This window comes from Methyloversatilis universalis EHg5, from assembly GCF_000378945.1.
Lineage (GTDB): Bacteria > Pseudomonadota > Gammaproteobacteria > Burkholderiales > Rhodocyclaceae > Methyloversatilis > Methyloversatilis universalis_A.
In genome coordinates this window covers 2,830,749-2,842,154 of sequence record NZ_KB900539.1, presented here as the reverse complement: position 1 = coordinate 2,842,154, position 11,406 = coordinate 2,830,749, and the positions used below count along the sequence as shown (strand labels likewise).

11 protein-coding genes and 1 tRNA gene are annotated in these 11,406 nt (G+C 66.7%); 7 read left to right on the top strand and 5 right to left on the bottom strand.

Annotated elements, in window-relative coordinates; all coding sequences use genetic code 11:
- Positions 1–11: 11 nt before the first annotated feature.
- The 3 genes from METUNV2_RS0113060 to METUNV2_RS0113050 all read right to left on the bottom strand — a co-directional run bounded on the left by METUNV2_RS0113060 (position 12) and on the right by METUNV2_RS0113050 (position 2,277).
- Entirely contained in the window at positions 12–578 is a 567-nt protein-coding gene (locus tag METUNV2_RS0113060; RefSeq protein ID WP_018229915.1) for a putative metalloprotease CJM1_0395 family protein, read from the bottom strand.
- Between the two features lie 154 nt (positions 579–732).
- Positions 733–807 (bottom strand) — tRNA-Arg (locus METUNV2_RS0113055).
- Between the two features lie 30 nt (positions 808–837).
- Positions 838–2,277, bottom strand: a complete 1,440-nt coding sequence (locus METUNV2_RS0113050; protein WP_018229914.1) for an ArnT family glycosyltransferase — start codon at positions 2,275–2,277, stop codon at positions 838–840.
- Between the two features lie 80 nt (positions 2,278–2,357).
- Between METUNV2_RS0113050 and METUNV2_RS0113045 the strand changes: the two genes are divergently transcribed.
- From METUNV2_RS0113045 to METUNV2_RS0113030, 4 genes are all read left to right on the top strand, one after another.
- Positions 2,358–3,356: a glycosyltransferase family 2 protein gene (locus METUNV2_RS0113045; protein ID WP_026188143.1), complete on the top strand. Its 999-nt coding sequence runs from the start codon at positions 2,358–2,360 to the stop codon at positions 3,354–3,356.
- On the top strand, positions 3,353–4,285 hold the full coding sequence (locus METUNV2_RS0113040) for a lysylphosphatidylglycerol synthase transmembrane domain-containing protein (RefSeq protein ID WP_018229912.1): 933 nt from the start codon (positions 3,353–3,355) through the stop codon (positions 4,283–4,285). Before METUNV2_RS0113045 ends, METUNV2_RS0113040 begins: the two co-directional genes overlap by 4 nt.
- A gap of 76 nt (positions 4,286–4,361) precedes the next feature.
- Positions 4,362–6,296 carry an ATP-binding cassette domain-containing protein gene (locus tag METUNV2_RS0113035; RefSeq protein WP_018229911.1) on the top strand — a complete coding sequence of 645 codons (1,935 nt, stop codon included), beginning with the start codon at positions 4,362–4,364 and terminating at the stop codon, positions 6,294–6,296.
- A gap of 261 nt (positions 6,297–6,557) precedes the next feature.
- Positions 6,558–7,706 (top strand): PEP-CTERM sorting domain-containing protein, encoded by a 1,149-nt coding sequence (locus tag METUNV2_RS0113030; protein WP_018229910.1) that lies wholly within the window; start codon positions 6,558–6,560, stop codon positions 7,704–7,706.
- 47 nt (positions 7,707–7,753) lie between these two features.
- On the opposite strand, the gene METUNV2_RS0113025 is transcribed toward METUNV2_RS0113030, so the two are convergent.
- Positions 7,754–8,656 (bottom strand): HDOD domain-containing protein, encoded by a 903-nt coding sequence (locus tag METUNV2_RS0113025; protein WP_018229909.1) that lies wholly within the window; start codon positions 8,654–8,656, stop codon positions 7,754–7,756.
- Between the two features lie 82 nt (positions 8,657–8,738).
- Positions 8,739–8,951 carry a hypothetical protein gene (locus tag METUNV2_RS0113020; protein ID WP_018229908.1) on the bottom strand — a complete coding sequence of 71 codons (213 nt, stop codon included), beginning with the start codon at positions 8,949–8,951 and terminating at the stop codon, positions 8,739–8,741.
- A gap of 114 nt (positions 8,952–9,065) precedes the next feature.
- Between METUNV2_RS0113020 and earP the strand changes: the two genes are divergently transcribed.
- The 3 genes from earP to METUNV2_RS0113005 all read left to right on the top strand — a co-directional run bounded on the left by earP (position 9,066) and on the right by METUNV2_RS0113005 (position 11,394).
- Positions 9,066–10,196 (top strand): elongation factor P maturation arginine rhamnosyltransferase EarP, encoded by a 1,131-nt coding sequence (gene earP / locus METUNV2_RS0113015; protein ID WP_018229907.1) that lies wholly within the window; start codon positions 9,066–9,068, stop codon positions 10,194–10,196.
- Between the two features lie 111 nt (positions 10,197–10,307).
- The gene (gene efp, locus METUNV2_RS0113010; protein ID WP_018229906.1) at positions 10,308–10,865 is read left to right on the top strand and encodes an elongation factor P; all 558 of its coding nucleotides are present in this window, start codon (positions 10,308–10,310) and stop codon (positions 10,863–10,865) included.
- Between the two features lie 289 nt (positions 10,866–11,154).
- On the top strand, positions 11,155–11,394 hold the full coding sequence (locus METUNV2_RS0113005; protein ID WP_018229905.1) for a hypothetical protein: 240 nt from the start codon (positions 11,155–11,157) through the stop codon (positions 11,392–11,394).
- Positions 11,395–11,406: the final 12 nt, after the last annotated feature.

The window sequence follows — 11,406 nt, the reverse complement described above, 5'->3', positions numbered from 1 at the left end:
AGTCGGCGCCCTCAGGCGTAGCTGTCGGTGATGCGGGAAGGGGCGTTCTGAGTCGTACTGGCGTACATCGCCAGCGCGGCCTCGGCAGAGCGCTGTCCGTCCGTACTGCGCTCGCTTGCGGCTGGCGTGCTGTCGCGGGTGCCTTGCGCCAGCTCGGTCTGTGCATCCAGCGCCATGCGCGCCGCCTGGGCGGCCACCGCCAGATCCTGGCCCGAAGGCTGGGCCGGCGCGAGCGCTGCGGCGCGCACCTGACGTGCCCGCTGCAGCGTTTCTTCCGGTGTGCGGCCGGGGGCCGTGTCTATGCTCACTTCCCCGCCGATCGCGTAATCGACGCCATCCGGCCCGCGCTGGTAGCTGAAGCGCGCGCCCGAGGTTGCCAGTCCGCCGGACGCCGCCAGATGCGCCTGCTCGTGCTGGCGGACCTCGCGGTCGCGGGCCTGCAGCTTGCGCAGCGCCGCTTCGTCTTCCGCGCTCAGTGCCTGCGTCGAGGATGAAGATGTACCCGAAGCGCGGCTTCCGGTGCCGGACGCGGTCTGTGCAGAGGCGGAAAGCGATGAAGGCAGGGCAGACAGCAGCATGACCAGAACCCGAGGGACGCGCCGCAGTGCCGGCGCCCTTACGGTATAGACCGGCGGACCGCAAAAAGCCTCAGGAGGCGCCCGGCACGCTGATCTGGCTCAAGACGGGTGGCGCATCGCGGACAAGTCCGGGTCACATCCGCCCTCTGACGGATGGCGGCCCCAACAGGAATCGAACCTGTACCTACCCCTTAGGAGGGGGTTGTTGTATCCATTCAACTATGGAGCCGCAGGGCCGCGATTGTAACCGCGGGGCGGCTCAGTGCACGAGCGCGTAGCGGTATTCGACCGGCGGAAGGTCCGGGCGCACGTGGCGGTAGGGCAGGGCGAGGCGGATGCCTTCACCCGCGCCGCTACGTTGGAGCAGGTCACCGGCCGCCGCTCCCCGACCGATCACCAGACGCGGGCCGTCCGGCAGCAGCGGTGCCGGAGCGCCGGCTTTCCATACGGTCACCTGCGCATCCGGGAAGCGCAGACGCAGCACGCCGCCAAACACCGGGGTGTCGGTCACGATGGGCACATGGCCGTCGTAGCCGGCGGCGCGCAGCGCGGTGGCCAGTTCGAGCGCCGGCTCGTTCAGTTCGTCCGGCCGGTCGCGCCAGCCATCGAGCAGCGGCCGGCCGGCCGCCAGTGACAGGTAGAGCAGGCCGAACACCACCAGGATGCCACGCAGCCAGCCCAGTCGCGGGCTGTCGACCAGATGCGGGCGGCTGCTGAAGAACACCAGGGGTGCGACGAACAGCAGCGGCTGCAGCCAGCGACCCTTGAAATGGGTGGCGCCACCGACGAACACCATGGCCAGCATGAACAGCACGAGCGCGATGAGATAATGGCGCCAGAAGCGGGGCCAGGGGCTGCCTGCATCACGGCGGAAGGTGGCACGGCCGAATACCGCGGCCAGAATGAGATAGAGGCCGGCCACGGTGGCGGCGATGGCGCCGGCCAGGCTGGTCAGCCCGCGCAGCGGACCGCCGGCGACCGCGCCACCGGTGGTGTTGAGCTTTTCCAGCGTGCGTGCGCTGGCGGCCTGCCAGTGGTCGATCAGCCACAGGCCGTGCGGCAGGAATACCAGCAGTGCGATCGCGCCGCTGGCGATGAGCCAGGGGTTGAGCCAGACCGCGCGCGCATCGCGCCGCAGCAGTACGGCCAGCGCCAGCGCCGCGGCAAATACCGCGTAGCTGTACTTGGACAGCATGCCGAGGCCGGCAATCAGCCCGAGCGCGATGTACAGTGCCGGCCGCGGGCCTTCGTCGAGCAGGCGCACCACGACGTAGAGCGAAGCGCTGGCCAGACAGGTGACCAGCACCGAATGGGTGAGGTCGCGCTGCGATTCCCAGCCGATCTGCGGGATGAGCAGCATGCAGGCGGCGGCCAGTACTGCCAGCGGCGGCGCGACCAGACGGCGGGCGGCCAGCCAGGTGCAGGTGTAGGTGGTGGCCAGCAGCAGGTTCTTCAGCAGCGCGAGCGCCGGCACCGATACGCCGATGATCTGGAAGAACGTCCATTGCAGCCACGTGTAGAGTGGCGGCTGCGCGCCGTAGCCGGCGGCTAGCTGCTGGGTCCAGAGCACCTGTTCGGCTTCGTCCAGTTCGAGCGCGTCCGACGCGAACACGCGGGCGGCCAGGTGGGCGGCAAAGTAGAGAACGAGCAGACCGAACAGCGTCCAGCCATTCGATGCGGATGTGCGGGATGAGGGCATCGTGATCAGGCGGGTGCCCGTAAGCGAATGTTTTGAGCCGGTCGCGACGCGACCGGCGTGTTTTTGAAAGGTTGTCGAAATTGTATCAATCCCCCACGGTCGTCACCGCGGATGACGCGGCATGCAGCTACGCGGTCGATATTTCCGTCGTGATTCCGGTGTTCAACGAGGCGGAAAACCTGCCGGATCTGGTGCGCCGGGTGGATGAGGCGCTGACGCCGACCGGCCGCAGTTTCGAACTGATTCTGGTCGATGACGGTTCGCGTGACGGCAGCGGCCGGCTGCTGGCCGAACTGGCGAAAGATCGCCCGTGGCTGCGTCCGGTGCGGCTGGTGCGCAATTACGGCCAGTCGAGCGCGCTGCAGGCCGGCTTCGACCGGGTGCGTGGTCGCTATGTGGTGACGCTGGATGGCGACCTGCAGAACGACCCGTTGGACATTCCGGCGCTGATCGACCGGCTGGATACCGATCCGGACGTGGACATGATTTCCGGCTGGCGCAAGCAGCGGCAGGACAAGGCGCTGTCGCGCCGCCTGCCGTCGGTGATCGCCAACAAGCTCATTTCGACCTCGACCGGCGTGCATCTGCACGACTACGGCTGCGCGCTGAAGGCCTACCGGCGCGACATCATCGACCGCATCCGGCTGTACGGCGAACTGCACCGCTTCATTCCTTCGCTGGCACGCGACGCTGGCGCGCGCATCGACGAAGTGCCGGTGCGCCACCATGCGCGTACCCGCGGCGTGTCGAAGTACGGCATCGACCGTACCTTCCGGGTCATTCTCGATCTGGTGCTCATCATCTTCTTCATGCGTTACCGCCAGCGTCCGCTGCACGCCTTCGGTGCGCTCGGCCTGTGGCTGGCCACGCCCGGACTGGGCATTCTCGGCTGGCTGGGCCTGGTCAAGCTGACCGGCGAGGACATCGGCGGCCGCCCGCTGCTGATGGCCGGCGTCATGCTGCTGCTGATGGGCCTGCAGCTCATCGTGGCCGGTCTGGTCGGTGAACTGCTCATCCGCATCTATCACGAGGGGCGCGGCCGGCCGCAGTACCACGTGAAGGACGATCACGCCCGATGACGCGCGCTGCGCTGCTGCGCGTCGCCGCCGCCGCCGCGCTGCTGTTCGCGGTGGTGCGGCTGGCCGATCCGGCCGCACTGCAGTCCGCACTCGCCGGGGCCGACCACGGATGGCTGGCCGCCGGCTTTGCGCTGGCCCTGGCGTCCAACATCGCCTCCGCGTTGCGCTGGCGTCTGCTCACGCAGTGGCTGGGCGCGGCGGTGCGCCGGCTGTTTGCGCTGACCACCTACTTCAGGGCGATGGCACTCAATGCACTGCTGCCGGGCGCGGTGGTCGGTGGCGATCTTTTTCGCGCACTGGCACTGCGGCAGGCCGGCCTGCCTTCGCTCGATGCCGGGCTGTCGGTGGTGCTGGACCGGGTGAGCGGCCTGTGGGTGCTGCTGTCCATCGGCGCCTTCGCGCTGCCGTTCGCCCAGCGCCATCTGGTGATCGCGCTGCCGTGGCCGCCGGTGCTGCTCGACGTGCTCGCGGTGGCCGGCGGCGTCGTGCTGCTGGTGGCTCCGCTGGCGCTGATCGCGCTGCGGCTCGACCCGGCGGGCGGCCGCATCGTCGCCACGCTGGCCCGCGTACAGTCGCGGCTGATGCGGCCGCAGGCGGTGCGCCAGTACGCGCTGCAGATGGGCGCTTCGCTGGCGGTGCAGGCGCTGTCGATCGCGGCGCTGGCTTTTGGTGGCCGCGCGGTCGGCCTCGATCTTCCGGCCGCGGTGTGGATCGCCGCCGCTGCACCCATCTTCCTGATGGCCGCGCTGCCGGTCAGCGTCGGCGGCTGGGGCACGCGCGAAGCGGCGGCCGGCGTTGCGCTGGCGGCGTTCGGCGTGCCGGCGGCGCAGGCAGTCGGCGCCGCGCTGATCTATGGCCTGTACGGCCTGGCGCAGGCCGCCCTCGGCGGCCTGATGTTCGCGCGTCGCGCGGCGCCCGGCGCCGGCTGACTCCCGCGTGAAGTGAGGGCCGGGTGGGGGCGGGGCGTATACTGCGCGCCCGTCTTCGCATCGCCCAGATTCCGTCATGCCGCTGATCACCCTCGATAACGCCTGCCTCGCCTTCGGCGACCTGCCCCTGCTGGACCACGCCGCGCTGGTGGTCGAGCCTGGCGAACGTCTGGCGCTGATCGGCCGCAATGGCACCGGCAAATCCAGCCTGCTCAAGATCCTCGCCGGCGACGCACGGCTGGACGACGGCACCGCCTGGCGGCAGCCGGGCATCAAGATCGCCTATGTCGCGCAGGAGCCGCAGTTCGCGCCGGGCGCGCGGGTGTTCGACGCCATCGCTGAAGGGCTGGGCGAACTGTCGCAGCTGCTGATCGACTATCACGACGTGGCTGAGGCAGTGGCTCATGGCGACGAAGGCAAGCTCGACCGCATGGCCGAACTGCAGGACGCGCTGGAACACCACCAGGCGTGGCGCTTCGAACAGCGCATCGAGCAGGCGCTGGTGAAGCTCAATCTGCCGGGTGACGCAACCGTGGAATCGCTGTCCGGCGGCATGCTGAAGCGCGTCGCGCTGGCGCGTGCGCTGGTGTCCGAGCCCGACATGCTGCTGCTGGACGAGCCGACCAACCACCTCGATCTCGACGGCATCGCCTGGCTGGAAACGCTGCTGAACGACTTCCGTGGCGCCAGTCTGGTCATCACCCACGACCGCCGCTTCCTCGACAGCTTCGCCACCCGCATCATCGAGCTGGACCGCGGCCTGCTGCGCAGCTATCCCGGCCGCTACGCCGAGTACGTGGCGCGCAAGGCGGACGAACTGGCGGCCGAGGCGCTGGAATCCGCGCGCGCCGACAAGCTGCTGGCGCAGGAGGAGGTGTGGATACGCAAGGGCGTGGAAGCCCGCCGCACCCGCGCCCAGTTCCGTGTAAAGCGGCTCGACGAACTGCGCGCCCAGCGCGAGGCGCGCCGTGACCAGATGGGGCGTGCCAAGCTGGAACTGGACCGCGGCGAAGCCTCGGGTCAGCTGGTGGCCGAACTCGAAGGCGTGAGCAAGCGCTACGGCGAGCGCCCCATCGTGCGCGACTTCTCGACCCGCATCGTGCGCGGTGACAAGGTGGGTCTGATCGGCCCGAACGGCGCCGGCAAGACCACGCTGCTCAAGCTCATCCTCGGTCAGCTGGAGGCGGACGAAGGCAGTGTGCGCACCGGCAGCCGCATACAGGTGGCCTATTTCGACCAGTTCCGCGCCCAGCTCGACGAATCGGCCACGCTGGCCGAAGTGATCAGCCCGGGCTCGGATTTCGTCGAGATCGGCGGCAAGCGCATCCATGTGATCGGCTATCTGGGCGATTTCCTGTTCCCGCCGCAGCGCGCGCGGGCCAAGGTCGAATCGCTGTCCGGCGGCGAGCGCAACCGGCTGCTGCTGGCGCGCCTGTTCGCGCGACCGGCCAATGTGCTGGTGCTGGACGAGCCGACCAACGATCTCGACATGGAAACGCTGGACCTGCTGGAGCAGCTGCTGCAGGACTACGACGGCACCGTGCTGCTGGTGTCGCACGACCGCGCCTTCCTCGACGCGGTGGTGACCCAGACCATCGCTTACGAAGGCGACGGGCGGTGGCGCGAATACGTCGGTGGCTACAGCGACTGGGTGGCGCAGCGCGCCACGGTGCCGGCTGCACCGGCGAATGTGGCAGCGAGTGTGTCAGCGAGCGTGGCACCGAATGCGACGGCGAAATCTGTGGCTGCGCCGGCTGTCGCTTCGGCCAAGTCCGATAAGCCGGCTGCCGTGCAGAAGACGAAACTGAGCTTCAAGGAACAGAAGGAACTCGATGCGCTGCCAGACCGCATCGCCGCGCTGGAGGCTGAGCAGGGGATTTTGACCGATCGTCTGTCCACTGGCGCGGTCAGCGGTCAGGACGCGGCGAAGCTCTCCACCCGGTTGGGTGAACTGGCGGCTGAAATCGATGCCGCGATGCTGCGCTGGGAAGCGCTGGAATCGCGCCGCTAGGGCGTGTGACCGCCGGCACAAGGGCAGGAAGCGCCCGCGATGGACACACCCCGGAAAGCCGCCAGGCGAGGGGCGTTGTGTCGATATTTTTGACAGTATTCGTGATGCAGTTCATGGGTAAGCATCCCACGCCATATTTCTGAAACAAAATCATGGGTCTGCATGCCGAGGCTCTGTCTGGCTCGCGATTTGCTAATGCGACGATACCGGTCGGGAAAAATTCCCGGGTTTCGGGCAAACAAGAATCGGAGACCACAGATCATGGACAAGCGTGCTTTTTCTCAGGGGCTGCGGCTGGCCACCGCGTTCACCGCGCTGTCGGCGGCAATGGCCGTGACAGCGGCGCCGACCGTCAATCTGAACAATGTCGGTTTCGTGACCTACGGTGATGCGCGTTCCTATTCGCTGCCCATCGCCGGCCTGGAGGTGATGTCCGGCCCGGGTCAGATCAGCGTGTTCACCAAGCTGGGCCTCGGCGCCGACGGCCAGCTCGGCAATACCAACGCCGGTGTCGATGACGCCTTCGAAACGCCCAACGCCAACACCGTCGAAGGTTTCCGCACCACCACCGCAAATGAACCCAACAGCCTGGCTGGCCAGCTCGATGGCAGCTGGGATCGCTCGGGCTGGTGGGACGCCAGCCTGTCGGCCCTGAATACCGACCTGAATCTGGCGTCGAACTCGCTGGTGTTCTTTTTCGCCAACAACGAGATAGGCAGCGGCGAAGATCGCGCCAGTCTCGCAGCGTGGATGCGGGTCGAAGTCACCCAGATCAGCACCAACACCATTCTTGGCCGCTTCGATCTGAGCAACGATTTCAACCAGGACCATTCATCCGTCTATGGCGGATTGCCCACCTTCGACGGTTCCGGCGGGTCGGGCATCATCATGGGCGATACCAGCATCTACACGGCTCCCGGCGCGCTGACCGATGCCGGCCGGCAGGATCCCTATCTGGCCGATTTCGTACGTTCCGGCGGCCCGGTCTGCCTGCAGTCCGTGCCCGGCGGTGAAATCATCGTCGACTGCGCCGGCTCCTACACCCGCAAGGTCGAGCACAATCTCGGCGGCGACCGTGCGGCCTACGCCATCGTGCTGCCGGAACTGGACCAGATCATCACCAACCTGATGAAGACGCCGGGGGTGAATCTGGCCGACTACGCGATACACGTCGATTACCGCCTGGGCTGTGGCAGCGAATCCGGTTTCAGTGCCATCCGTGCCCAGCCGAGGCAGAATCAGACCGTAGGCGATTGTCCGGACAAGTACGCGCTGAACGGCGGTGATGAAAAGCTCTTCCTCGGTACCCAGGCTGTAACGCCGGACAATCCGGTGCCGGAACCGGGTGTGATCGCGCTGACTGCACTTGCCCTCGGCGCGATGGCTTGGTCGCGTCGCCGCAGCAGCTGATCCGCAGCGCCTGATGCGAAAAGCCACCGCTTGCGGTGGCTTTTTTTTCAGGTTTCCGTACCGCCGTCGGTATCGGTTCCCGGCTGTTCGGGGTTTTCCGCGTGTTCCGGCGGCGAAGGCGGTTGCGATCCGTCCATCGGCAGACCCAGGCGGCCGAGCAGGCTTTCATGGCTGATGTGCAGCAGCTCTTCGATGTCCTTGAAATCGTCGGGCAGCGCAGGGTCGTCCCAGCCCTTGGCACTGTGGCGGGCCAGGTTGACCGCGTACTGCACGTTGCGCACCCGTGGTGACGGGTTGGCCGCGCCCCCCATCAGCTCCACCAGCAGCGCCGGCAGCTTCCAGGCACGCGCCAGCGCAAGCTGAAGGTCGTGCGAGGTGACGTTGAACACCGCTCTCTGAGCGGCCGCGGTGCGCATGGTCGGATTGGCCCGCAGCACGTCGCGCAGCTTCAGCGACAGTTTCGGAGCGAACACCCAGCACAGTATTTCGGCCACGTCATGCAGCAGCGTGGCGACGGTGATTTCATCGACATCGATGTCGTGCCGGATGAGGGCCCATTCGCGCGCCCATGCGGAGGCCTTGCGGGCACGGGCGATCACCCGCATCACCCCCAGCAGCGCCTGCGGATGACTGTGCAGATGCTCTTCCAGCGTGGGCAGCGATTCGAAATGGGTGAAGAAGGGCGTGATGCCTATCATCATCAGCGCCCGCTCTATCGTGGTGATGTCGGTGTGCTGGCTGCGGCCGCGGCGGGCTTCAATGAAGGCGAGCACGCGCAGCGTCATCAGCGGATCGTGCAGGATGACCTGCGCGATGGTGCGCGCGCTGACCGTGTTTTCGGCCTCGCGCAAAAGAGCAAGCTCCCGGGTGGTACGGGCGAGCACCGGCAGGGGTTTGTCGCCCATGTAGGCGACCCAGCCTTCCAGCGTTGCAGTGGACGCGTCGCGCATCGGTCAGGTCCTCGTTGCGATGACCTGTTAACGGCGGCGAACCACCCTTCCTGAAGGCGGGACGGCTCCCGCCTGACTGCGCTCAGTCGTTCAGGTCGTCGTCTTCATCGTAGCTGTCAATCAGCAGGCTGTCGTTGTCGGCGTCGCCTCCGGCTTCGGCCACCACGGCCATTGCGTTGATCTGCGCGATCTGGTCGAACAGGCTGGGCATGGACGGAATGGGCTCGCCGGACTTCAGCGGGCGGTGAGTGTGGCGAAAACCCAGTGCTTCGGACGTCGGGCGCGGCATGGACATGTCGGGACTCCTGATACTGTTGCGTGTGGTCGATCGCAGCTGCAAGGCTGATTACGACATCGGCTTTGCGGACTTGAAGGCTTGTCGCACCCCCTGACTGGAGATTTTTCACGCATGCACGTCGCTGCGCGCATCGACTGCGACCTGTTCTGCCGCGTCATCGACAATTTCGGTGATGCCGGCGTGTGCTGGCGGCTGGCCCGTGCGCTGGCCCGCGATCACGGCTGGCGGGTCCGGCTGTGGATGGACATGCCGGAGGCGCTGGCACGGATCAAGCCGGCCGGCTTGAATGAGCCGGACATAGACCTCCGGCACTGGACCACGCTGCCCGCCGACCTGGAACCGGCCGACTGCGTGATTGAAGCTTTCGCCTGCGAACTGCCGCGCAGCTACATCGACGCGATGGCTGCGCGCGCCGGGGGGACGCGCTGGTTCAATCTCGAATACCTCAGCGCGGAGGACTGGGTCGAAGGCTGTCACGGTCTCGCCTCGCGCGATCCGGCCACCGGGCTGGCCAAGCATTTCTTCTTTCCCGGTTTCACCGCACGTACCGGTGGCCTGCTGCGCGAGCGCGATCTGCTCGCGCGCCGCGACGCCTGGCGTGCCGATGCGGCGCTGCAGCAAGCCATCTTTGCCCGCCTCGGCATGCAGCCCGACCCGGCCGCGCTGCAGCTCACGCTGTTCAGCTACGAAAGTCCGGCCCTTGTCTCCCTGGTCGATGCGCTGGCCGGCGGTGACCGGCCGGCGCAGCTGTGGGTGCCGGAAGGGCGGGCGCTGACGGCGCTGGAACAGATCTGCGGGCAGCCGCTGGCGCCGGGTGAGGCCTGCCAGCGCGGGGCGCTCGACATCCGCCCGCTGCATTTCATGGATCAGGACGATTACGACGCGCTGCTGTGGCATGCCGACCTGAACATCGTGCGCGGCGAGGATTCCTTCGTGCGCGCGCAGTGGGCTGCCCGCCCGCTGCTCTGGCACATTTACCGTCAGCAGGACGATGCACACATCGCGAAGCTGGATGCCTTTCTCGACCGCCTCTGCACCGGTCTGGGCCCGGGGGCAACGCAGGCGCTGCGCGCGGTCCACGCGGCGTGGAATCGCGACCTTCCGCTGCCTGCCGAGAGTTGGCACGCGCTGTTCGCGGCGCTGCCGGCGCTGCGGCAACACGCGGAGGCATGGGCCGCCAGCCTTGCCCGGCAGTCCGACCTTGCAAGCCAGCTTGTTTCGTTTAATCAGACACCTATATAATGCCGGGTTTGCCGCGACGGGCATTGCAACAGGGGTTGCAAGAAGCTTCGGGGCCCGACTGACGGGCCACGGTGCTTTGCCGGCCGGCCTCCATCCCCACAGGAACACTGCATGAAAACCGCACAGGAACTGCGCGCCGGCAACGTCGTGAAGATCGGCAACGACGCCATGGTCGTGCTCAAGGCCGAGTACAACAAGTCGGGCCGCAACGCCGCCGTCGTCAAGATGAAGATGAAGAACCTGCTGACCGGCTCCGGTCAGGAGACCGTCTACAAGGCGGACGACAAGTTCGACGTGGTCATTCTCGACCGCAGGGAAGTCACCTATTCCTATTTCGCCGATCCGATGTACGTGCTGATGGACACCGAGTACAACCAGTACGAGGTCGAAGCCGAGAACATGGGCGACGCGCTGAACTACATCGAAGACGGCATGACCTGCGAAGTCGTGTTCTACGAAGGCCGCGCCATTTCGGTCGAGCTGCCGAACTCGGTCGTGCGTGAAATCACCTACACCGAGCCGGCCGTCAAGGGCGACACCTCGGGCAAGGTGCTCAAGCCGGCCAAGATCAACACCGGCTTCGAAGTGCCGGTGCCGCTGTTCTGCGAAATCGGCGACAAGATCGAAATCGACACCCGCACCGGCGAATACAAGAACCGCGTGAAGTAAGTGTGTGCGGGCGGCGCCCGCCTCACCGGATGTCCCGCGACCGCCTGTGGCGGTGCGCGGTCAGCAGAGCCCCGTCCTCAGGCGGGGCTTTTCTTTTTGTCCGAGCGGAAGCGATTGCGGCATGCAGACAGGGAAATTTCCCTGTCATGACGGATTTCGCTGCGCTGCGACAGGATTTCAGGCGATCGAATGCCTACATTGAAATCTTTCCGTCAAATCTGCATGCCAGGCTTGATGGGCTGATGACCTGCCTGACTGATCCAGACGTCCACAACGAAGGGGATGATCCATGTCGCGTGTAGTCCAGATCCAGACGCTTGAAGCCGAATTCATTCCGCCGCTCGAACTGATCGGGTCGTCACAGGAGTACCTGATGTCCTGGGAGCGCCAGCTTGCCGCAGCGGTCGCCTGGCAGGCGGCCGGCGGCAATGCTGACAATGACGGTGCCACGCAGCAGTCGGTGCCGCCGCGCATCGAGCGTCGCCGTCGCGCCGACGTGATCGCCTTTCCGGACCGCCGCGCCGCTTGAGCTTTGCCGCAG